Genomic DNA, 21,687 nt, shown 5'->3' on the forward strand with positions numbered 1-21,687 from the left:
TGGTCGAATGGTATTCGGCCGTCAGGGCGAACTGTGGGCCGGTGGGGCATTACCGGTAGCGCCCCGGTGGCCCTATGGTATGCGCTATGACCCAGACTGCCGACCGGCCCGCGGACGCATCGCCGTGGTCACCCCGCGAGGCCGAGTTGCTTGCGGTGACGCTGCAGCTGTTGCAGGAACACGGCTATGACCGGTTAACGGTGGACGCGGTGGCCAATACCGCCCGAGCCAGCAAGGCCACGGTGTACCGTCGCTGGCGTTCGAAAGCCGAATTGGTGCTGGCCGCATTCATCGAAGGGGTACGTCAGGTCGCGGTGCCACCGAATACCGGCACGCTGCGGGGTGATCTAGTCAAGCTTGGCGAAATCATCTGCCAGCAGGCACACCAACAGGCCTCCACCATCCGTGCGGTGCTCGTTGAGGTGTCGCGCCACCCGGCCCTCGGCGACGCCATGCAGCATCAGTTTGTCGATCAACGCAGGGCCTTGATTCAGCACATTCTGCAACAGGCCGTCGACCGCGGTGAGATCGCTGAGGCGGCCGTTACCGACGAACTCTGGGACCTGTTGCCCGGGTACCTGATCTTTCGCTCCATCATCCCCAACCGGCCGCCCACCCGTCGTACCGTGCAGCTTCTGGTCGACGACTTCCTCTTGCCGGGGTTGTGCCGATGCAACGGGTAGGGATTGCCCGGACCTTTGCCGGAACGGCGGAAAGTGTACGCGCACGTCTCTTGTATAGTACGGTCCGGTACCGTACTCTCGTAACAATCGAGCGCACTCCAAGCAGGGCTGCCACCAGTGCGGCCATCGCGGACGGTCATCGAAAGGCCAATGGGTGAAGGAGATTTCGGTATCGACCCTTGTCAAGCGGGGGTGGATGGTGGTAGTCGCGGTGGCTGTGGTCGCGATCGCGGGATTTGCGATCTATCGCCTGCACGGCATCTTCGGTTCGCGCAACGATGCTTCGGGCGCCGACGGCATTTCCAATGAGATCGTCCCGTTCAATCCCAAGCACGTGGTTCTGGAGGTCTTCGGCGCACCGGGTGCGGTGGCAACCATCAACTACCTCGATGTGAACGCCCAGCCGCAGAAAGTCGTCGACGCGCCGCTGCCCTGGTCGTTCACCATCACCACCACGCAACCGGCGGTCGTCGGCAATGTGGTGGCCCAGGGCAACGGCGACACCATCGGCTGCCGCATCACTGTCAACGGAGAAGTCAAGGACGAACGCACGGTGAACACGCCGTCGGCCTACACCTTCTGTCTGGACAAGTCCGGATGAGTGATCAGCAATCCGCGCCGCCTCGGATCCCGCGCACGATCCGCCGGCTTGCGGTGCCCATCCTGCTGTTGTGGATCGCGATGGCCGCGGTTACCAACGCGTTGGTACCGCAACTGGAGGAGGTCGGCAGAACCCACAATGTGGCGATGAATTCGCCCGATGCCCCGTCGTTGCAGGCGACCAAGCGTATCGGGCAGGTGTTCGGCGAATTTGACTCCGACAGCGCGGCCATGGTTGTGCTCGAAGGTGACAAGCCACTGGAAGCCGACGCCCACCGGTTCTACGACACCTTGATCCACCAGCTCGAGCGGGATACCAAGCACGTCGAGCACATTCAGGATTTCTGGGGTGACACGTTGACCGCCGCCGGAGCGCAGAGCGCCGACGGCAAGGCCGCCTATGTTCAGGTGTACCTGCGCGGCAACCTGGGTTCGGCGCAGGCCAACGAGTCCGTCGAGGCCGTCCGCAACATCGTCGAACATACGCAAGCCCCGCCGGGCATCAAGGCCTATGTCACCGGGCCCGCACCCATCATCGCCGATCAGTTCGAGGTGGGTAGCAACGGGACGGCCAGGGTCACCTCGATAACGGTCGGGGTGATCGCATTGATGCTGCTGTTCGTCTACCGCTCGTTTTTCACCATGATCTTGGTGCTCGTCACGGTTCTCATCGAGATGGCCACCGCTCGAGGAATCGTCGCGTATCTGGGCAATGCCGGGATCATCGGGCTGTCAACGTACGCAACGAATCTGCTCACGTTGCTGGTTATCGCCGCCGGAACTGACTACGCGATATTCGTCGTCGGCCGCTATCAAGAAGCGCGCGGTGCCGGCGAGGAACGAGAAACGGCCTTCTACACGATGTTTCGCGGAACCGCCCACGTCGTGCTGGGTTCGGGGCTGACGGTTGCCGGTGCGGTGGCATGTCTGAGCTTTACTCGATTGCCGTACTTCCACAGCCTGGGTGTGCCGGCAGCACTGGGCATTCTGGTGGCGTTGCTAGCCGCGCTCACCCTGGGTCCGGCGGTGCTGACCTTGGGCTCGGCGTTTGGGCTCTTCGAGCCCAAACGCGCGATGAGAACCCGCGGATGGCGGCGGATCGGAACCGCTATCGTCCGCTGGCCCGGACCGGTTCTCACGGTCGCGTGCGGGTTGGCCCTGGTGGGTTTGCTGGCTCTGCCGGGATACAAGACGAGTTATGACACCCGCCCCTACATGCCGGCAAGTGCGCCCGCCAATGTTGGGTATGCGGCCGCGGAGCGGCACTTCTCTCGGTCCCGGTTGGAGCCCGAGCTGCTGATGATCGAAACGGATCGCGACCTGCGCAACCCAGCCGACATGCTCATCCTGGACAGGGTGGCCAGAGCGGTCTTTCACGTGCCCGGCATCGCGCAGGTGCAGTCGATCACCAGGCCACTGGGCACCCCGCTCGACCACAGTTCGCTGGCTTTTCAGATCAGCGCGCAAAGCGCCAATCAGATCGAAAACCTGACCTACCAACGAGATCGCGCGAACGACTTGCAAACGCAGGCCCGCGAATTGTCGAAGACGATCGACATTCTGCAACAGCAATACGCTCTCCAACAGGAGCTGGCGGCCACCACCCACAGTGAGGCCGAGGGTTTTCACGACACGATCGCCACCATGAAAGATCTGCGCGACAAGATCGCCAATTTCGACGACTTCTTCCGGCCGATTCGCAGCTATTTCTATTGGGAAAAGCATTGTTACGACATACCGGTCTGCTTTGCGCTGCGATCGATCTACGACGCGCTCGACGGTATCGACCAGCTCACAGCGAAGTTCGAAGACCTCACCGCGACCCTGGACAGACTCGACGCCCTCCAACCCAGACTGGTCGGGTTGATCCCGCCCCAGATCGCCAGCCAAGAGACCAACCGGGACCTGATCATGGCGAACTACGCGACCCTGTCCGGCATCTATGCCCAGACCGCTGCGGCGATCGAGAACGCGACGGCGCTGGGACGCGCCTTCGACACCGCAAAAAACGACGACACCTTCTACCTGCCGCCCGAGGTGTTCAACAACCCCGATTTCAAACGCGGTCTGAAATTGTTCCTGTCGCCGGACGGCAAGGCGGCTCGTATGATCATCACCCACGAAGGGGATCCGGCGACCCCTGAGGGGATCTCACACATCGAGCCGATTAAAAAGGCCGCCCACGAAGCCGTCAAGGGCACCCCCATGAGCGACGCGCGGTTTTATCTCGGGGGCACCGCGGCAACCTACTACGACATCCAAGATGGCGCCAAGTACGACCTGATGATCGTCGCAATAGCCGCACTCGGCCTGATCTTGCTGATCATGATGATCCTCACGCGAAGCCTGGTTGCCGCACTTGTCATCGTGGGCACGGTAGCGCTGTCACTGGGCGCTTCGTTCGGGCTTTCGGTGCTGGTCTGGCAGTACATCTTTGGCATCAAGCTGTACTGGGTGGTGCTGGCGCTGGCCGTGATCCTACTTTTGGCGGTGGGGTCCGACTACAACCTGCTCTTGGTCTCCCGGTTCCGGGAGGAAATCGGCGCCGGACTCAAGACCGGCATCATTCGTGCCATGGCCGGCTCGGGCTCGGTCGTCACGTCGGCCGGCCTGGTGTTCGCCGTGACCATGTGCGCCTTCGTGTTCAGTGGTTTTCAGGTGCTTGGTCAGATAGGAACCACCATCGGACTGGGCCTGCTGTTCGACACGCTGATCGTGCGTTCATTCATGACACCGTCGGTGGCAACGCTTCTCGGTCGCTGGTTCTGGTGGCCCCAGCGGGTGCGCCCCCGTCCCGCCAGCCAAATGCTTCGTCCCTACGGGCCGCGGCCGGCCGTTCGTCAACTGTTGCTGTGGGAAGACGACGACCCGGCCGTGACCTCCGCGAACTAGCGCAGCATGGTCGCCACGATCCCGGCCAGATAGCCCAGCCGGGCCACCTCCGAGGGCCGGAATTCCGGGCCGGTACGTCCCAGCACCACCGCCGTGTGCGGGTCGCCCAGCGGCGCGGCCACCATGGTGGTGTCCATATCCCGCCACGCTTGCGGCACCCAGTCGGCGCCGCCATCGAGTGGGGCGGCGCGCTCGATCGGTAGCCAGGGCGCGGAGTCGGCGCGGGTTTCCGGCGCGCCCGGGCTGCCGGCCAGACGGAGCAAGGTGCCTTCCGAGCTGCGCAATATGGTGCACCAGCTCACGCGCAGCACCCTGGGAGCCTCGTTGGCCAGAACCTGCAGCCGCGACGTGTTATCGCGAGCCGCTGCGACATGATCAAGCAGCTCGAGCTCGCGGTGTGCTTCCAGCAGCCCGGTGTGCGGACGCACGCTGTCCACTCGGACGCCGTTGAGTGACTCCGCGGCGGTGATCAGGGTGTCCGGCATCGCTCCCGGGGGCAGCTCGACCACCAGATCGTCAATGGCGTATCCATTGCTGCGCTCGACCACGTCGAGCGACAGAATGTCGGCGCCCACCGAGCCGAGCGCGACCGCCAGCGAACCCAAGCTGCCGGGTCGGTCGACCAGCTCGATGCGCAACAGATACGAAGGCACGGCCAACACTGTTACACAGTGATGCACCGGTGGCATTTCGGCGGGGCCTGATAAAGGCCACACCAGGGTCGGGTTGGCGGCACACGCGCGCCGCCGGCAGCCCAATGAGTGACGGGCGTGAAGCCGGCCCCAAGCGCGCGGTTAGGCTTTTCGCTCGTGTCCCAGATCTCCCGCGATGAGGTGGCCCATCTAGCCCGACTTGCCCGTCTAGCCTTGACCGAAAGCGAGCTGGACAGCTTTGCCGGCCAACTGGACGCCATCCTGACCCACGTCAGCCAGATCCAGGCCGTCGATGTCACCGGCGTCGAAGCCACCGATAATCCGCTCAAGGACGTCAACGTTATGCGCGTGGACGAGATCGCTGCGTGCCTGACACAGGAAGAAGCGCTGGCCGCGGCCCCGGCGACGGCCGAAGGCCGGTTCGCGGTCCCGCAGATCTTGGGGGACAGCGAGTGAACGAGATCATCCGATCCGACGCTGCCACGTTGGCCGCCAAGATCGCCGGCCGAGAGTTGTCGTCCGTCGAGGTCACCCAGGCGTGCCTGGACCAGATCGCGGCAACCGACGACAGGTACAGCGCCTTTCTGCATGTGGCGGCCCATGAGGCGCTGGCGGCGGCAGCCGTGGTCGACGAGGCGGTGGCCGCGGGTGAGCGGTTGCCATCCGCATTGGCCGGAGTGCCGCTGGCCCTCAAGGACGTCTTCACCACGATCGACATGCCCACCACCTGCGGATCCAAGATCCTGGAGGGCTGGCGATCGCCTTATGACGCCACCGTCACCGTGCGCTTGCGGGCGGCCGGGATCCCGATCTTGGGCAAGACCAATATGGACGAATTCGCGATGGGCTCGTCGACCGAAAACTCTGCCTTCGGCCCGACCCGCAACCCGTGGAACGTCGAACGGGTACCCGGAGGCTCCGGCGGCGGCAGCGCCGCGGCGCTGGCCGCATATCAGGCACCGCTGGCCATCGGATCCGATACGGGGGGCTCGATCCGCCAGCCGGCCGCGCTCACCGCAACCGTCGGAGTCAAACCCACCTACGGCACCGTGTCCCGCTATGGGCTGGTGGCGTGTGCATCCTCCCTGGATCAGGGTGGCCCCTGTGCGCGCACCGTCCTGGACACCGCGCTGCTGCACCAGGTGATCGCCGGCCACGACCCACGCGACTCCACGTCCATAGCCGCCGCGATACCAGATGTGGTCGGTGCGGCCCAGGCCGGTGCCGCCGGCAATCTGCGGGGGGTGCGGATCGGGGTGGTCAAGCAGCTCCGGGGTGAGGGCTACCAATCCGGCGTGCTGGCGTCGTTTCAGGCCGCCGTGGAACAACTGACCACGCTCGGTGCCGAAGTGAGCGAAGTCGACTGTCCGCACTTCGATCACGCGCTGGCCGCCTACTACCTCATCTTGCCGTCGGAGGTGTCGAGCAACCTGGCGCGCTTCGACGCGATGCGCTACGGGCTTCGGGTCGGCGATGACGGAACCCATAGTGCCGAAGAAGTGATGGCGCTGACGCGGGCAGCCGGTTTCGGTCCGGAGGTCAAGCGGCGCATCATGATCGGCGCGTACGCGTTATCGGCAGGCTATTACGACGCCTACTACAACCAGGCGCAGAAGGTGCGCACCCTGATCGCGCGCGATCTGGACGAGGCCTATCAATCGGTCGACGTGTTGGTCTCGCCGGCGACCCCGACCACCGCGTTCCCGCTTGGGGAAAAGGTCGACGATCCGCTGGCGATGTACTTGTTCGACCTGTGCACCTTGCCGCTCAACCTGGCCGGTCACTGCGGCATGTCGGTGCCATCGGGATTGTCTCCGGATGACGGGCTGCCGGTGGGGCTGCAGATCATGGCGCCCGCCATGGCCGACGACCGGCTCTACCGGGTGGGCGCTGCCTACGAGACCGCCCGCGGCCCGCTCCCGAGCGCACTCTAGTTGCGCGAGCTAGTTGCGCGAGCAGACGCAAAATCGCACAAAAGGCTCGGCCTTGATGCGATTTTGCGTCTGCTCGCGCCATTGGGCGTCGCCCCAGGCAAGATGAGGGCATGCGGATTGGAGTTCTCACGGGAGGCGGCGACTGTCCAGGGCTGAATGCGGTAATCCGGGCGGTGGTGCGCACCTGCGACGCCCGGTACGGCTCATCGGTGGTCGGATTTCAAGACGGGTGGCGCGGGTTGCTGGAGAATCGGCGGCTGCAGCTACGCAACGACGACCGTAATGACCGGCTGCTGGCCAAGGGCGGAACGATGTTGGGAACCGCCCGTGTGCACCCCGATAAATTGCGGGCCGGGTTGCCGCAGATCAAACAGACGTTGGATGACAACGGCATTGACGTGCTCATACCGATCGGCGGCGAGGGCACGCTGACCGCCGCGCACTGGCTGTCGGAGGAGAACGTACCCGTGGTCGGGGTCCCCAAGACCATCGACAACGACATCGACTGCACCGACGTGACTTTCGGCCACGACACCGCGTTGACCGTGGCAACCGAGGCGATCGACCGGCTGCACAGCACCGCCGAGTCCCACCAGCGGGTGATGCTGGTGGAAGTGATGGGCAGGCATGCGGGCTGGATAGCGTTGAACTCCGGGCTGGCATCGGGCGCGCACATGACGCTGATCCCCGAGCAGCCCTTCGACATCGAAGAGGTATGCCGGCTCGTCAAACAGCGGTTCCAGCGTGGCGATTCGCACTTCATTTGCGTGGTGGCCGAAGGAGCCAAGCCCGTCTCGGGTTCGATGCAGTTGCGCGAGGGCGGACTTGATGAGTTCGGACACGAGCGTTTCACCGGTGTCGCCGCCCAACTCGGCTGGGAGGTGGAAAAGCGGATCAACAAGGACGTCCGAGTTACTGTGCTGGGCCATGTGCAGCGGGGTGGGACGCCCACGGCTTACGACCGGGTGCTGGCCACCCGGTTCGGGGTCAACGCCGCTGACGCCGCGCATGCCGGCGAGTACGGCCAGATGGTGTCGCTGCGCGGACAGGACATCGGCCGCGTTGCGCTGGCAGATGCCGTCCGTCAGCTCAAACTGGTGCCCCAAAGCCGCTACGACGACGCGGCCGCCTTCTTCGGCTGACCGGCCCGCTTCGCCCGGCTTCGCCGGTCTGGCGACCACCACGGGCCTGGTTGGTGGTGGCCCGCTTCGCCCGGCTTCGCCGGTCTGGCGACCACCACGGGCCTGGTTGGTGGTGGCCCGCTTCGCCCGGCTTCGCCGGTCTGGCGACCACCACGGGCCTGGTTGGTGGTGGCCCGCTTCGCCCGGCTTCGCCGGTCTGGCGACCACCACTAGGATCGGACGGCATGACGGTTGCTAGGGCTGACCTGCTGGATTATGACGAGGTCATCGAACGTTTCGATCCGGTGCTGGGCCTCGAGGTACACGTTGAGCTGTCCACCGCGACCAAGATGTTCTGCGGCTGCGCCACCGCATTCGGTGCCAAGCCCAACACGCAGGTATGCCCGGTTTGCCTGGGCCTGCCCGGTTCGCTGCCGGTACTCAATCGGGTCGCAGTCGAGTCCGCCATCCGCATCGGGTTGGCACTGAACTGTGAGATCGTTCCCTGGTGTCGCTTCGCCCGGAAGAACTACTTCTACCCGGACATGCCGAAGAACTACCAGATTTCGCAATACGACGAGCCGATCGCGATCAACGGGTACCTGGAAGCGCCGCTGGAGGATGGCACCACGTGGCGGGTCGAGATCGAGCGCGCGCACATGGAGGAAGACACCGGCAAACTTACTCACATCGGCAGCGAAACCGGCCGTATCCATGGCGCGACGACGTCGCTGATCGATTACAACCGTGCCGGCGTGCCGCTGATCGAAATCGTCACCAAGCCCATCGAAGGCGCTGGCGCGAGGGCACCGCAGGTAGCCCGGGCCTATGTGACGGCGTTGCGGGACTTGTTGCGCGCCCTGGACGTCTCCGATGTGCGGATGGACCAGGGTTCGCTGCGCTGCGACGCTAACGTGTCCCTAAAGCCCACCGGAGCAACGGAATTCGGCACTCGAACGGAGACCAAGAACGTCAACTCGCTCAAGAGCGTCGAGGTGGCGGTCCGTTACGAAATGCAGCGTCAAGCCGCGATCTTGGTCTCCGGCGGACAAATCACCCAGGAGACCAGACACTTTCACGAGGCGGGTTACACGAGCCCCGGTCGCGCCAAGGAAACCGCACAAGACTATCGATACTTCCCCGAGCCGGACCTCGAGCCCGTCGCACCCAGCCGTGAGTTGGTCGACGAACTTCGCCGCACCATCCCCGAGTTGCCGTGGTTGAGCCGCAAGCGGATTCAGCAAGAATGGGGCATTTCCGACGAGGTGATGCGTGACCTGGTCAATGCGGGTGCGGTCGAATTGGTGGCTGCGACGGTCAAACACGGCGCGTCCAGCAAGGAGGCGCGCTCCTGGTGGGGAAATTTTCTGGTGCAAAAGGCCAACGAGGCCGGCATCGGACTGGACGAACTGGCCATCACCCCTGCCCAGGTCGCGGCCGTGGTGGCATTGGTCGACAGCGGCAAGCTGTCGAACAAGCTGGCCCGTGAGGTGGTGGAGGGTGTGCTGACCGGCGAAGGTGAACCCGAGCAGGTGATGACCGCTCGCGGCCTGGCACTGGTCCGCGACGACTCGCTGACCCAGGCGGCGGTTGATGAGGCCCTGGCCGCCAATCCGGATGTGGCGGAAAAGATTCGCGGCGGCAAGGTCGCGGCTGCGGGCGCCATCGTCGGTGCGGTGATGAAGGCCACCCGTGGCCAGGCTGACGCGGCCCGGGTGCGCGAATTGGTGTTGGCGGCCTGCGGTCAAGACTAGCGGCGGCCACCCGGCGAGCGGTTAGAGCGCGCAGCGGTCGCGTCCAGGATGGTGCGGTTCACGTGTGAACTTGCTGAGTGATCGTGCGGAAATGGCGGCGCGGGGCGTCATGTCGATTCATGATGTTGATGTGATCGATGAGCTATTCGATGACCTGATGACGATGCTGGACTCACCGGTGTTCGTGGTGACAACTCAGGCCGACGCTCAGCCAGCCGGCTGCCTGGTCAGTTTCGCCACCCAAACGAGCGTGCAGCCCCCGAGTTTCATGGTTGGCATGCTCAGAAGCGACCACGTTGTCGAGGTAGCCAGTCGTTCCGAGCACGTCGCGGTGCACGTCTTGTCGCGCCGCCAGCGCGCCCTGGCTGAGCTATTCGGCGGCCACACGGATGACCAAATCAGCAAGTTCACGCGCTGCACCTGGCGCGCCGGCCCCTACGGAATGCCGATCCTCGACGACGCGCTCGCCTGGTTCGTCGGCAAGGTAGTCAGTCGCAGTGATGTCGGGGACCATGTGTGCTACCTGCTGCAGCCCATCAGCGTCTGGGCCCCCGAAAGCTCCGAAGAACTGCTCTACCTCTCCGACGTTGACGATCTCGACTCGAGCCACGAGGCGCCACCTCCGGTCGCCGACCACGAGCAGCGTGACCGGTTGCGCCGATACGGCGTATTGCGGTTCACCCTCGACGTGCCGTGACCCCCGGAACGGCGGGACACAACCAGCCGAAACCAGCCACGGCCGGCCACGGCGAGGTCAAGTCTTGTCGTCGTTGTTGCGCGGGAATCCGCCGCCCTGCGGGAACAACGGAAACACCACGTCGTCGAGCTTTTCCGCATCACCCGCGGTCCGGTTGACCGTTGCACCCCAGACATTGCCGTCGGGTGACATCTTCAACGCCCAGGCATGGGCATGCGTGTCTTTGCGGACAACGTCGGGTTCACCGGTGACCGCACCGGTCGACGGCGCCAGCCGCACCGCCACCGTCAACTTGGTGTTGATCAAGTTGACCAGCACGGTGCCGTCCATCGCCGCACACCCGGCCACGCCCGGCTTGTCCGGCCAGGTCCAAACCGTGGAAACCTCCGATTTCCTGGTGATGCGCTGCAACCGGTCGGCGCTGGGCGTGCGGTCGGCCACATACAGGGAGCCGTCAACGGGATCGATACACAAACCACCGCCGGCGCCGATGCCGGTGAGTGCCGTCGTCGGTGGCGCTTGCCCGATGGTGGTGGGCTGTTCGATCCGCAGGACCTTCCCGGCCAGCGAATTGGGATCGGCTGCTAGCGCAGGATTGCCGGCATCGCCGGTCATCACGACCAACGTGGTGGGGCTGGTGAAGATCAATGCGCCGGCGTTTCCGGTGGCGCCCTTGGGAATCCCGGTCAAGATGTCCTTCGGGACGTCGTCGTCGGCAATGCGGATGACCCGGTTATCGGTGGGCGTACTGATGTAGGCGTACATCAGTCGGTCCTGTGAGTAGGTGGGCGACAACACGATGTCCAGCAGGCCACCATCACCGGCCGGGTCGACGGGGATGACGGTTTTGACCTTGGGCTCGGCGCTGACCGAGATCTCCTTGACGGCACCCGTAGTGCGCTCGGCTACCAGCGCCGACTTGCTGTCGAGCCCCATGATCAGACCGCTGGTGCTTTCCAGGCAGCCCTGCATCACGCCCGGGGCCGGGCACACCTTGGGAAATGGCGTCGGCGGCAGCGGTGGTGGCGGGGGTGGTGTCGAGCTGGGCATGGGACGAAGCTCGGGATTGGTGGTAAAGGGCTGCGACTGGGCGTCGTTGAACCGTGCGCAGCCGCTCGATACCAGCACCGCTGCACACACACCAGCGAGCGCGCATCGAACCGACCGCCGTATCCGCATGACCGACAGGCTACGGACATTGTCGCTACCGCCGCCACCGGCCACCACGACGCGCCCTCTCCGCACGCGGGGGGAGCCCATCGAAGGTGCCGCGATCACTGCCGGCGGCTCAGCAGAGGGCCGATTTGGCGCGTTTGGCGGGCCAGTAGGGGCGAAGTGCGGATTTAAACAGGCGAAAGCGCCGCTCAAATCCCCAATTCAGGTCTAAATGCCCTTACCCTGACACGAGTGACCAGTTCGAATGACTCACATTGGCAGCGGCCCGACGATTCCCCTGGGCCTACGCCGGGACGGCCCGTCTCGGCGAGCCTGGTCGACCCCGAAGACGACTTGACCCCGGCCGGGTATTCGGGCGACTTTGGGAACACCGGAACCACCACCGTCATCCCGCCGTACGATCCGGCCAACTCCGGCGCGATCAGCTCGGGATACAACCTGGTCGACGCGCAGGAACCATTGCCTTACGTCCAGCCCCATGCGGCGGGGCGGCAGATTCCGGCGGCATCTGGCGTGATCGACATCGACGAGGACGACGAGCGAGCGCGCACCACCGGCCGGCGCGGCACCCAGAATCTGGGTTTGTTGATCTTGCGTGTCGGGCTGGGCGTGGTACTGATCGCCCACGGACTGCAGAAGCTATTCGGTTGGTGGGGCGGATCGGGTGTCAATGGATTCAAGAACTCGCTATCCGATGTCGGTTACCAGCACGCGGACATCCTGGCCTACGTGAGTGCCGGCGGTGAGATCGTCGCTGGAGTGCTGCTGGTGCTGGGGCTGTTCACCCCGCTGGCCGCCGCGGGTGCGCTGGCTTTCCTGATCAATGGTCTGCTGGCCGAGGTCTCGGCTCGACCGCGATCGCACTTCAGCTACTTTCTGCCGGATGGCCATGAGTACCAGATCACCCTGGTCGTGCTGGCCATTGCCGTCATCTTGTGCGGGCCCGGCCGGTACGGTCTCGACGCGAGCCGGGGCTGGGCCCACCGACCCTTTATCGGGTCATTTGTCGCGTTGTTGGCCGGCGTCGCCGCCGGAATTGCGGTCTGGGTGTTGCTCAACGGCGTGAACCCGCTCGGCTGAACGTCCTCAGCGGTAGGGATTGGGGACCCGCCCTGAGCTGGCCTCGGTCAGCTGCGGCAAGGTGGCGAAGGTGACCGCTGGCAATCGCAGTTCAGACCCGTTTTTGAGCCGAGCGCGCGCCCACGAGCCACGCTGGAACCGCAGGCCCTCGATGTCATCCCAGCTCACCGTCTGACTCCCCAAGAGCGTCCGCACCCGCACTCCGTGGTCGTCGGCAACCGTGCGCAGCCTGATGATGAGGGCTGATAGCGCGACCGGGATGAGCAGCAAAGGGGCGCTTGGCGGCCAGAGCAGCACGGGTATGAGCAGACCCAGAGTGGTGAATCCGACGGCCAAGTGCGCCATCGGCGACACCTTGATCACCAGCGATGATCCGGCAGGGGTTGGGTCAGACGAACCGGTAGCCACCCGAGCATCATTCCACCGTCGCATCGCGGGGCGCCTCGGTGCCGGGTTGCGGGGCCGCGCCGTTGAACGCCCGGCAAGGCTGTGGACACACGTCCGCAGCACCGGATTTGACGGTTGAGCTGTGCGAAGGCTACCGTCAGACGCTATGGATACCGCCGGAAAGCCCGGAATGCTCGTAGTACTTGGTCGGCGCGTTGGTGCCTGACTAGGTCAATCGAGCACCAACGCGCAACCCTCGTGCAGCAGCTGAGCTGACGGGGGTTTTTTGTTGCCTACATCGAGACTTCCAGAGCAATGAGGACTAAGAGGACAGTGAGCGCACCAGCGAAGCCACACTCACCGACATCAAAGCCGGAGCCGCGCGGCGTGGCCAACGGCGCAAAGCCGCCAACGGCAGAGTCGAAACGCATTGCACCCCAGCAACTTACCGGTGCACAGTCGGTCATCCGATCGCTGGAGGAACTTGGGGTTGAGGTCATCTTCGGGATTCCGGGCGGTGCCGTGCTGCCGGTGTATGACCCGCTGTTCGACTCGCAGAAGCTGCGCCATGTGCTGGTCCGCCATGAGCAGGGCGCCGGTCACGCCGCCAGCGGCTACGCGCACGTCACCGGCCGGGTGGGGGTGTGCATGGCGACCTCGGGTCCGGGCGCAACCAATCTGGTGACGCCGCTAGCCGATGCGCAAATGGACTCGATACCGGTGGTCGCGATCACTGGCCAGGTTGGTCGGGGGTTGATCGGGACCGATGCGTTCCAGGAAGCCGATATCTCCGGTATCACGATGCCGATCACCAAGCACAACTTCCTGGTCCGCTCCGGTGACGAGATTCCCCGCGTGCTGGCCGAGGCCTTCCATATTGCAGCGTCGGGACGCCCGGGTGCCGTGCTGGTCGATATCCCCAAGGACGTCCTACAAGGCCCATGCACGTTCAGTTGGCCACCGCAGCTGGATCTGCCCGGCTATAAGCCGAACACCAAGCCGCATAATCGGCAGATCCGCGAGGCCGCCAAGCTGATTGCGGCCGCGCGAAAGCCGGTGCTGTACGTGGGCGGCGGCGTGATCCGCGGCGCGGCGACCGAGCAGCTTCGGGAGTTGGCCGAACTGACCGGAATCCCGGTGGTCACCACCTTGATGGCTCGCGGGGCGTTTCCCGACAGCCATCGACAGAACCTGGGCATGCCCGGCATGCACGGCACCGTGACTGCGGTGGCGGCGCTGCAGCGCAGTGACCTGCTGATCGCGCTGGGCACTCGCTTCGACGATCGGGTGACCGGCAAGCTCGACTCCTTCGCGCCGGAGGCCAAGGTCATTCACGCCGACATCGACCCGGCCGAGATCGGCAAGAACCGGCACGCCGACGTGCCGATCGTGGGTGACGTGCAGGCCGTCATCACCGAGATCATCGCCATGCTGCACCACTACGACATTCCCGGCAGCATCGAGATGACCGACTGGTGGGCATATCTGGACGGCGTGCGGGCCACCTATCCGCTCAGCTACGGCCCGCAAAGCGACGGCAGCCTGAGCCCGGAGTACGTGATCGAGAAGCTGGGCGAGATCGCCGGCCCGGAGGCGGTCTACGTCGCCGGCGTCGGCCAGCACCAGATGTGGGCCGCGCAGTTCATCAAGTACGAGCGACCACGCACCTGGCTCAACTCTGGTGGCCTGGGCACCATGGGGTTTGCCATCCCGGCGGCCATGGGCGCCAAGTTCGGGTTGCCCGACACCGAGGTCTGGGCCATCGACGGCGACGGATGCTTCCAGATGACCAACCAGGAGCTGGCCACCTGCGCCATCGAGGGCATACCGATCAAGGTCGCGCTGATCAACAACGGCAACCTGGGCATGGTTCGGCAGTGGCAGAGCCTGTTCTATGCAGAGCGCTACTCGCAGACTGACCTCGCAACTCACTCACACCGGATTCCGGACTTCGTGAAGCTGGCCGAGGCGCTCGGTTGTGTCGGAATCCGTTGTGAGCGCGAAGAGGACGTCGCAGACGCGATCAACCAGGCCCGGGCCATCACCGACCGCCCGGTCGTGATCGACTTCATCGTCGGCGCCGACGCGCAGGTCTGGCCGATGGTTGCCGCGGGCACCAGCAACGACGAGATCCAGGCCGCTCGCGGTATTCGCCCGCTGTTTGACGACATTAGTGAGGGGCACGCCTGATGAGCAGCGGAAACGCACCAAGAACGCACACTTTGTCGGTGTTGGTCGAAGACAAACCCGGCGTGCTCGCGCGGGTGGCGGCGCTGTTTTCGCGGCGCGGTTTCAACATCGAGTCGTTGGCTGTCGGGGCTACCGAGCAGAAGGATATGTCGCGGATGACCATCGTGGTGTCGGCCGAGGAGACGCCGCTCGAGCAGATCACCAAGCAGCTCAACAAGTTGATCAACGTCATCAAGATCGTCGAGCAGGAGGATGACAACTCGGTGTCGCGGGAGTTGGCCCTGATCAAGGTTCGGGCCGACGCGGGTACCCGAAGTCAGGTAATCGAGGCGGTGAATCTATTCCGTGCCAACGTCATTGACGTATCTCCGGAGTCGTTGACCGTCGAGGCCACCGGAAACCACGGCAAGCTCGAGGCTCTACTGCGGGTGTTGGAGCCGTTCGGGATCCGGGAAATCGCCCAATCGGGGATGGTGTCGTTGTCCCGCGGCCCGCGCGGTATCGGGACGGCCAAGTAGCTAGCAAGCAGAAAAAGGAGATATTCACGTGCCAGTTGAGGCATTAGAGATGTTCTACGACGACGATGCGGACCTGTCTATCATTCAGGGGCGCAGAGTTGGTGTGATCGGCTATGGCAGCCAGGGCCATGCCCACTCGCTGAGCCTGCGCGACTCTGGCGTGCAAGTCCGGGTCGGGCTGAAGGAAGGATCGAAGTCCCGGGTCAAGGTCGAAGAGCAGGGCTTGGAGGTCGACACGCCGGCGAAAGTGGCCGAGTGGGCTGACGTGATCATGTTGTTGGCTCCCGACACCGCCCAGGCCGAAATCTTCACCAACGACATCGAGCCGAACCTGAATTCCGGCGATGCGCTATTTTTCGGTCACGGACTCAACGTCCACTTCGACCTGATCAAGCCGCCAGCCGAGGTCACCGTCGCGATGGTCGCGCCCAAGGGGCCCGGCCACCTGGTGCGTCGCCAGTTCGTCGATGGCAAGGGTGTGCCCTGCCTGATCGCCGTCGACCAGGACCCGACCGGCAAGGGCGAGGCGCTGGCATTGTCCTACGCCAAGGCCATCGGTGGCACCCGCGCCGGCGTCATCAAGACCACGTTCAAGGATGAGACCGAAACCGACCTCTTCGGTGAGCAGGCCGTGTTGTGTGGTGGCACCGAGGAATTGGTGAAGGCCGGGTTCGACGTGATGGTCGAGGCCGGCTACCCGCCGGAGATGGCGTACTTCGAGGTGCTGCACGAACTCAAGCTGATCGTCGACCTCATGTATGAGGGCGGCATCGCGCGGATGAACTACTCGGTGTCTGACACCGCGGAATTCGGTGGCTACCTGTCGGGTCCGCGCGTCATCGACGCCCACACCAAAGAGCGGATGCGCGAAATCTTGCGGGAAATCCAGGACGGCACCTTCGTCAAGAAGCTGGTCGCCAACGTCGAGGGTGGCAACAAGGAACTCGAGCAGTTGCGCAAGCAGAACGCCGAGCACCCCATCGAGGTCACCGGCAAGAGGTTGCGCGACCTGATGAGCTGGGTCGACCGCCCGATCACCGAAACGGCGTAGTCCGGACACCGGGCGGGCCCGGCGCGCCGAAATATAATTTGCGGCACAAAGTTTCGGCGTGTCGCGTACGTAGATTATGTGTCGCGGAGACGGCCGGCCGTCTCGACCACCCGGCGAGCCAGGTGGTCGAGCGCGGCCGCCGTCGCGTCCCCGAAATCGTTGATGTTATCGCGCGTGGCGACCAGGCTCACGCCGTAGGGGTTGCCGTCGACGAACTTCAGCGGATCGGTATATCCAGGCGGCACGATGATGCCGCCCCAATGCATCAGCGAGACATACAGGCTCATCAGGGTGGTCTCCTGACCCCCGTGCGGTGATTCGGTCGACGTCCACGCCGCGTAGACCTTGTCGGCCAGCTTGCCCTGTGCCCAGAGGCCGCCAAGCGAGTCCATGAATGTCTGGAATTGTGATGTGGTGGAACCGAATCGAGTCGGTGACCCGAAAATCACCGCATCCGCCCACACGATGTCCTCGCCGGTGGCCGCGGGTAGGTCCTTGGTCGCCTCGTAGTTCGCCGTCCAGGCCGGGTTCTGCGCGAACGATTCCGGGTCTCGGGTCTCGGCAATATGGCGCACCCGGACATCGGCGCCGGCGGCCTCGGCTGCCGCGGCGACGCGTTTCGCCATCGCGGTGCCGTGTCCGGTGGCCGAGTAGTAGATGATCGCGAGTTTCGTCATGGCGACAGCATAGGCATTTCGGTGATACCGAATTCGCGGCGCAATACGGTGCGCGCGGCGTAATAGCCGCACATGCCGTGCACGCCGGCGCCGGGTGGGGTAGCCGCCGAGCACAGGTAGACCTTGGGAATCGGGGTGCGCCAAGGGTTTAGACGCGCGGTAGGCCCGGCCACGGCACGCCAGACCGTGTTTGCGCCCACCGCGATGTCGCCGCCGACGTAGTTGGCGTTGTGCTCGCTCATCCGGGCCGCGGGCAGGCTGCGCGCCGCAACCACGACGTCGCGGAAGCCCGGTGCGAATCGCTCGACGACCCGGGTCACGGTCTCCGTCGCGTCAACGTCGGACCCTGATGGCACATGGGCGTAGGTCCAAAACGGTCGGCGGCCGTGGTCGTCTACCCGCCGTGGATCAACGATGTGTGAGCTGGCGGCCAGCACCATCGGCCACTGTGTGTGCCGCCCGGCTGCGATTTCGGCTTCGGCGTGCGCCATCTGCGCCCGGGTGCCGCCGAGATGAAGCGTCGGCGCCCGCTGCAGCCGCGGATCCGACCACGGGATATCGCCGTTGAGCACAAAGTCGACTTTGGCTGCACCCGATCCAAAGCTGTAGTGGCGCAACGCTTTAGCATACCCATGTGGTAGCGCGCCACCGTAAATTCGCAGCAGCGCGGTCGGGGCCGTGTCGAAAACGACCACGTCGCCCGGGGGCTCGGTGATCTCGACTCCCGCCGTAAGGGTGCCGCCATGTGCGCGCAGATCGGCGATCATCGCCTCGGCGACAACTCGGCTGCCGCCCACCGGAATCGGCCAGCCAACCGAATGGGCCAAAGTGGCCAGCATCAGCCCCGCGCCCGCCGACACCAGTGACGGCAAAGGCGAAATCGCATGGGCTGCGACGCCGGTGAACAGCGCACGGGCATCCTCGCCGGCCAGTGACCGCCAAACCGGGGTCCCCTGTGCGAGTATCCGCAGTCCCAACCGCACGGCGGTCAGCAGCGAATCGGGTACCGAACGCTTGTCGCCCAGCATGAACGTGACGACGGCATCGGAGTTATCGACCAGCGGGCCGAGCAGGCGTCGCCAGGAGGCTCCATTTTCCAACTCCGCGCTGGTGCGCCCCAGATCGTGGTATGCGATGGCGGCGGGCCGGTTGGGCAGCGGGTTGGCATACGCAACCTCCGGTACGGCCAGTGTGACACCGCGGGCCGGCAGGTCGAATTCGGCGAAAAACGGCGACGCCAGCGCCAACGGGTGCACCGCCGAGCACACGTCGTGTTCGACTCCGGGAAATTCGAAATCGGCCTGGGTGCGGGTGCCGCCACCAAAGGTCGGTTGGGCTTCGACGACCTGCACCTTCAGACCCGCACGGGCACAGATTACGGCGGCCGCGAGTCCGTTGGGTCCGCTGCCGACGACGGTGACGTCCACCTGTTGATTACAGCCGACTACGCCGATGACGGCGACCCCGCGGCGCCCGGCTCGGCCGCGCTGGCGATCCCCGCTACGCTGGCCGCGTGAACCTGCCTGTTGTTTTAATTGCCGACAAACTTGCCCAGTCAACGGTCGCTGCCCTGGGAGACCAGGTCGAGGTGCGCTGGGTAGACGGTCCTGACCGAGAGAAGCTGCTGGCCGCGGTGCCCGAAGCCGACGCGCTGTTGGTGCGGTCGGCCACCACTGTCGATGCCGAGGTGCTGGCGGCCGCGTCCAAGCTCAAGATCGTCGCTCGTGCCGGTGTCGGGCTGGACAACGTGGACGTGGACGCGGCCACGGCACGCGGTGTGTTGGTGGTCAACGCTCCGACATCGAACATTCACAGTGCTGCCGAGCACGCGCTTGCGCTGCTGCTGGCGGCGTCCCGCCAGATTCCGGCCGCGGACGCGTCGTTGCGGGAGCGCACCTGGAAGCGCTCCTCGTTCTCCGGCACCGAAATCTTCGGCAAGACCGTCGGTGTGGTGGGCTTGGGCCGGATTGGGCAACTAGTCGCCCAGCGGGTTGCCGCTTTTGGCGCCCACGTCGTTGCCTACGACCCGTATGTATCGCCGGCCCGGGCCGCGCAGCTGGGCATCGAACTGCTATCCCTAGACGACTTGCTGGGCCGCGCCGACTTCATCTCGGTGCACCTGCCGAAGACGCCCGAGACCGCGGGCTTGATCGACAAGGACGCGCTGGCCAAGACCAAGCCAGGCGTCATCCTCGTCAACGCCGCCCGTGGTGGCTTGGTGGACGAGGCCGCGTTGGCCGACGCGATCAACAGCGGCCACGTGCGCGGGGCCGGCATCGACGTGTTCGCCACCGAACCCTGCACGGACAGCCCGCTGTTCGAGCTGCCCCAGGTGGTCGTCACGCCACACCTGGGTGCGTCCACCGCGGAGGCTCAGGACCGGGCCGGGACCGACGTGGCCGCAAGCGTTCGGTTGGCGCTGGCCGGGGAGTTCGTACCCGACGCGGTCAACATTGGCGGGGGAGCGGTCAACGAAGAGGTGGCGCCCTGGCTCGATCTGGTGCGCAAGCTCGGTGTGCTGGCGGCGGCGCTATCGGACAAAGCGCCGGTATCGCTGTCGGTCCAGGTGCGTGGCGAGCTGGCCGCCGAAGACGTCGAGGTGCTGAAGCTTTCGGCGCTGCGCGGCCTGTTCTCGGCGGTCATCGAGGATCCGGTGACCTTCGTCAACGCGCCTGCACTGGCCGCCGAACGAGGGGTTTCCGCCGAGATCACCAAAGCCTCGGAGAGCCCCAACCACCGCAGCGTCATCGATGTTCGGGTGGTCGGTTCGGACGGTTCGGCCGTCAACGTTTCGGGCACGCTGTACGGTCCGCAACTGACGCACAAGATTGTGCAGATCAACGGCCGCCACTTTGACCTGCGAGCCGAGGGCACCAACCTGGTCATCAACTACGTTGACCAGCCCGGCGCGCTGGGCAAGATCGGCACCTTGCTCGGGGCCGCGGGGGTAAATATCCATGCGGCTCAGCTTTCCGAGGATGTTGAGGGCCCCGGAGCGACCATATTGCTGCGACTGGACCAGGCCGTACCTGACGACGTGCTGTCCACGATCGCGGCCGCGGTCGGCGCCAACAAGCTTGAGGTGGTTGATCTGTCGTGATCACCGGCGCCGATGCAGTGGGGGCGCCGCTCGCTTGCCGGGGAGGGCGACGCTCATGAAGTTGGCGGTGATTGCCGGCGACGGGATTGGGCCGGAGGTGGTGGCCGAAGCGGTCAAAGTCCTCGACGCGGTGCTGCCCGGAGTGCAGAAAACCAACTATGACCTCGGCGCTCGACGGTTTCATGCCACAGGGGAAACCCTGCCAGATTCGGTCATCGACGAGCTGCGCGCGCACGACGCCATACTGCTGGGAGCAATCGGTGACCCGTCGGTACCCAGCGGCATTCTGGAGCGCGGCCTGTTGCTAAGACTGCGCTTCGCGCTGGACCACCATGTGAATCTGCGACCCGCGCGACTGTATCCGGGCGTAGCCAGCCCGCTGTCGGGCAATCCGGACATCGACTTCGTGGTAGTGCGGGAGGGTACGGAGGGTCCCTACACCGGAAATGGTGGCGCGATTCGGGTCGGCACGCCCAACGAGGTGGCCACCGAGGTGAGCGTCAATACTGCTTTCGGCGTGCGAAGGGTGGTGCAGGACGCATTCGAACGAGCCCAGCGGCGTCGCAACCTGCTGACCCTGGTGCACAAGACCAACGTGCTGAGCTTCGCCGGCGGATTGTGGTTGCGCACCGTGGAGGAGATCGGCGGCAAATACCCCGACGTCGAGGTGGCCTACCAGCATGTCGACGCGGCCACCATCCATATGATCACCGATCCGGGTCGCTTTGACGTGATCGTCACCGACAACCTCTTCGGCGACATCATCACCGACCTCGCCGCGGCGGTGTGCGGCGGTATCGGCTTGGCCGCCAGCGGCAATATCGATGCGACCGGGGCAAACCCGTCGATGTTCGAGCCGGTGCACGGCAGCGCGCCAGATATCGCCGGTCAGGGGATCGCCGATCCGACCGCGGCCATCATGTCGGTGGCGATGCTGCTTTCCCACCTGGGTCACGCCGACGCCGCTGCGCGGGTGGACCGGGCCGTCGCGGATTACCTGGCAAGTCGAGGGAACGAACGGCGTGCCACCGCCGATGTCGGCGAACGGATCGCGTCCGCGCTCTGATCTCCAAGCCGGGCGGAAGCAAACGGGTTGGTACCAGCGGCACGGCGGCCAGCGGGAACAGACCGCACAGAAACCATGCCTGCGGATAGGCAGCGGTCATGATCAGCG

General features: G+C 65.0%; 19 protein-coding genes. 14 read left to right on the forward strand and 5 right to left on the reverse strand.

The window, feature by feature from the left end:
* The first annotated feature begins 74 nt into the window (after positions 1 to 74).
* The 3 genes from MB901379_RS07265 to MB901379_RS07275 all read left to right on the forward strand — a co-directional run bounded on the left by MB901379_RS07265 (position 75) and on the right by MB901379_RS07275 (position 4,175).
* On the forward strand, positions 75 to 683 hold the full coding sequence (locus tag MB901379_RS07265; RefSeq protein ID WP_158015998.1) for a TetR/AcrR family transcriptional regulator: 609 nt from the start codon (positions 75 to 77) through the stop codon (positions 681 to 683).
* A gap of 196 nt (positions 684 to 879) precedes the next feature.
* On the forward strand, positions 880 to 1,284 hold the full coding sequence (locus tag MB901379_RS07270) for an MmpS family transport accessory protein (RefSeq protein ID WP_158019018.1): 405 nt from the start codon (positions 880 to 882) through the stop codon (positions 1,282 to 1,284).
* Positions 1,281 to 4,175, forward strand: coding sequence for an MMPL/RND family transporter (locus tag MB901379_RS07275; RefSeq protein WP_158015999.1), 2,895 nt, complete (start codon positions 1,281 to 1,283; stop codon positions 4,173 to 4,175). The genes MB901379_RS07270 and MB901379_RS07275 overlap by 4 nt, the downstream gene beginning before the upstream one ends.
* Here MB901379_RS07275 and MB901379_RS07280 read toward each other — a convergent pair.
* Positions 4,172 to 4,828 (reverse strand): ACT domain-containing protein, encoded by a 657-nt coding sequence (locus tag MB901379_RS07280; protein WP_158016000.1) that lies wholly within the window; start codon positions 4,826 to 4,828, stop codon positions 4,172 to 4,174. The two genes, MB901379_RS07275 and MB901379_RS07280, sit on opposite strands and share 4 nt — an antisense overlap.
* Before the next feature lie 156 nt (positions 4,829 to 4,984).
* Between MB901379_RS07280 and gatC the strand changes: the two genes are divergently transcribed.
* The 5 genes from gatC to MB901379_RS07305 all read left to right on the forward strand — a co-directional run bounded on the left by gatC (position 4,985) and on the right by MB901379_RS07305 (position 10,334).
* On the forward strand, positions 4,985 to 5,284 hold the full coding sequence (gatC, locus tag MB901379_RS07285; protein WP_158016001.1) for an Asp-tRNA(Asn)/Glu-tRNA(Gln) amidotransferase subunit GatC: 300 nt from the start codon (positions 4,985 to 4,987) through the stop codon (positions 5,282 to 5,284).
* Positions 5,281 to 6,762: an Asp-tRNA(Asn)/Glu-tRNA(Gln) amidotransferase subunit GatA gene (gene gatA, locus MB901379_RS07290; protein WP_158016002.1), complete on the forward strand. Its 1,482-nt coding sequence runs from the start codon at positions 5,281 to 5,283 to the stop codon at positions 6,760 to 6,762. The genes gatC and gatA overlap by 4 nt, the downstream gene beginning before the upstream one ends.
* Positions 6,763 to 6,872: 110 nt before the next feature.
* Positions 6,873 to 7,904 (forward strand): ATP-dependent 6-phosphofructokinase, encoded by a 1,032-nt coding sequence (locus tag MB901379_RS07295; protein WP_158016003.1) that lies wholly within the window; start codon positions 6,873 to 6,875, stop codon positions 7,902 to 7,904.
* Positions 7,905 to 8,128: 224 nt separating this feature from the next.
* Positions 8,129 to 9,637 (forward strand): Asp-tRNA(Asn)/Glu-tRNA(Gln) amidotransferase subunit GatB, encoded by a 1,509-nt coding sequence (gene gatB / locus MB901379_RS07300; RefSeq protein WP_158016004.1) that lies wholly within the window; start codon positions 8,129 to 8,131, stop codon positions 9,635 to 9,637.
* Between the two features lie 91 nt (positions 9,638 to 9,728).
* Positions 9,729 to 10,334, forward strand: a complete 606-nt coding sequence (locus MB901379_RS07305) for a flavin reductase family protein (protein WP_408632370.1) — start codon at positions 9,729 to 9,731, stop codon at positions 10,332 to 10,334.
* A 57-nt stretch (positions 10,335 to 10,391) separates the two neighbouring features.
* Here the strand turns inward: MB901379_RS07305 and MB901379_RS07310 are convergent, their stop codons facing one another.
* Positions 10,392 to 11,513: a PQQ-dependent sugar dehydrogenase gene (locus tag MB901379_RS07310; RefSeq protein WP_158016005.1), complete on the reverse strand. Its 1,122-nt coding sequence runs from the start codon at positions 11,511 to 11,513 to the stop codon at positions 10,392 to 10,394.
* Positions 11,514 to 11,741: 228 nt separating this feature from the next.
* Here MB901379_RS07310 and MB901379_RS07315 point away from each other — a divergent pair, with 228 nt between their 5' ends.
* A complete protein-coding gene (locus tag MB901379_RS07315; RefSeq protein ID WP_158016006.1) occupies positions 11,742 to 12,590 on the forward strand; it encodes a DoxX family protein in 849 nt (282 codons plus the stop codon).
* A gap of 6 nt (positions 12,591 to 12,596) precedes the next feature.
* Here MB901379_RS07315 and MB901379_RS07320 read toward each other — a convergent pair whose 3' ends face one another.
* Positions 12,597 to 12,935, reverse strand: a complete 339-nt coding sequence (locus MB901379_RS07320; RefSeq protein WP_158019020.1) for a PH domain-containing protein — start codon at positions 12,933 to 12,935, stop codon at positions 12,597 to 12,599.
* A gap of 375 nt (positions 12,936 to 13,310) precedes the next feature.
* On the opposite strand from MB901379_RS07320, the gene MB901379_RS07325 reads away from it, so the two are divergent.
* The 3 genes from MB901379_RS07325 to ilvC are packed head-to-tail and all read left to right on the forward strand — an operon-like array spanning position 13,311 to position 16,736.
* Positions 13,311 to 15,167 carry an acetolactate synthase large subunit gene (locus MB901379_RS07325; protein ID WP_158016007.1) on the forward strand — a complete coding sequence of 619 codons (1,857 nt, stop codon included), beginning with the start codon at positions 13,311 to 13,313 and terminating at the stop codon, positions 15,165 to 15,167.
* Positions 15,167 to 15,685: an acetolactate synthase small subunit gene (ilvN, locus tag MB901379_RS07330; protein WP_158016008.1), complete on the forward strand. Its 519-nt coding sequence runs from the start codon at positions 15,167 to 15,169 to the stop codon at positions 15,683 to 15,685. The genes MB901379_RS07325 and ilvN overlap by 1 nt, the downstream gene beginning before the upstream one ends.
* 49 nt (positions 15,686 to 15,734) lie before the next feature.
* Positions 15,735 to 16,736 carry a ketol-acid reductoisomerase gene (gene ilvC / locus MB901379_RS07335; protein ID WP_158019021.1) on the forward strand — a complete coding sequence of 334 codons (1,002 nt, stop codon included), beginning with the start codon at positions 15,735 to 15,737 and terminating at the stop codon, positions 16,734 to 16,736.
* Positions 16,737 to 16,810: 74 nt separating this feature from the next.
* Here ilvC and wrbA read toward each other — a convergent pair whose 3' ends face one another.
* Together wrbA and MB901379_RS07345 are read right to left on the reverse strand one after the other, a co-directional pair.
* Positions 16,811 to 17,413 carry an NAD(P)H:quinone oxidoreductase gene (gene wrbA / locus MB901379_RS07340; protein WP_158016009.1) on the reverse strand — a complete coding sequence of 201 codons (603 nt, stop codon included), beginning with the start codon at positions 17,411 to 17,413 and terminating at the stop codon, positions 16,811 to 16,813.
* Entirely contained in the window at positions 17,410 to 18,840 is a 1,431-nt protein-coding gene (locus MB901379_RS07345) for a phytoene desaturase family protein (RefSeq protein WP_158016010.1), read from the reverse strand. Before MB901379_RS07345 ends, wrbA begins: the two co-directional genes overlap by 4 nt.
* An 86-nt stretch (positions 18,841 to 18,926) precedes the next feature.
* On the opposite strand from MB901379_RS07345, the gene serA reads away from it, so the two are divergent.
* Positions 18,927 to 20,513 (forward strand): phosphoglycerate dehydrogenase, encoded by a 1,587-nt coding sequence (serA, locus tag MB901379_RS07350; RefSeq protein WP_158016011.1) that lies wholly within the window; start codon positions 18,927 to 18,929, stop codon positions 20,511 to 20,513.
* 55 nt (positions 20,514 to 20,568) lie between these two features.
* On the forward strand, positions 20,569 to 21,579 hold the full coding sequence (locus MB901379_RS07355) for a 3-isopropylmalate dehydrogenase (protein ID WP_158016012.1): 1,011 nt from the start codon (positions 20,569 to 20,571) through the stop codon (positions 21,577 to 21,579).
* Positions 21,580 to 21,687: the final 108 nt, after the last annotated feature.

Origin of the sequence: Mycobacterium basiliense (assembly GCF_900292015.1) — a bacterium.
Lineage (GTDB): Bacteria > Actinomycetota > Actinomycetes > Mycobacteriales > Mycobacteriaceae > Mycobacterium > Mycobacterium basiliense.

Coding starts and splice junctions, on each gene's coding strand:
- MB901379_RS07265 (WP_158015998.1), top strand. CDS start 75: ATGGTATGCGCTATGACCCAGACTGCCGACCGGCCCGCGGACGCATCG.
- MB901379_RS07270 (WP_158019018.1), top strand. CDS start 880: ATGGTGGTAGTCGCGGTGGCTGTGGTCGCGATCGCGGGATTTGCGATC.
- MB901379_RS07275 (WP_158015999.1), top strand. CDS start 1,281: ATGAGTGATCAGCAATCCGCGCCGCCTCGGATCCCGCGCACGATCCGC.
- MB901379_RS07295 (WP_158016003.1), top strand. CDS start 6,873: ATGCGGATTGGAGTTCTCACGGGAGGCGGCGACTGTCCAGGGCTGAAT.
- gatB (WP_158016004.1), top strand. CDS start 8,129: ATGACGGTTGCTAGGGCTGACCTGCTGGATTATGACGAGGTCATCGAA.
- MB901379_RS07305 (WP_408632370.1), top strand. CDS start 9,729: ATGGCGGCGCGGGGCGTCATGTCGATTCATGATGTTGATGTGATCGAT.
- MB901379_RS07310 (WP_158016005.1), bottom strand. CDS start 11,513: ATGCGGATACGGCGGTCGGTTCGATGCGCGCTCGCTGGTGTGTGTGCA.
- MB901379_RS07320 (WP_158019020.1), bottom strand. CDS start 12,935: ATGGCGCACTTGGCCGTCGGATTCACCACTCTGGGTCTGCTCATACCC.
- ilvN (WP_158016008.1), top strand. CDS start 15,167: ATGAGCAGCGGAAACGCACCAAGAACGCACACTTTGTCGGTGTTGGTC.
- ilvC (WP_158019021.1), top strand. CDS start 15,735: ATGTTCTACGACGACGATGCGGACCTGTCTATCATTCAGGGGCGCAGA.
- wrbA (WP_158016009.1), bottom strand. CDS start 17,413: ATGACGAAACTCGCGATCATCTACTACTCGGCCACCGGACACGGCACC.
- MB901379_RS07355 (WP_158016012.1), top strand. CDS start 20,569: ATGAAGTTGGCGGTGATTGCCGGCGACGGGATTGGGCCGGAGGTGGTG.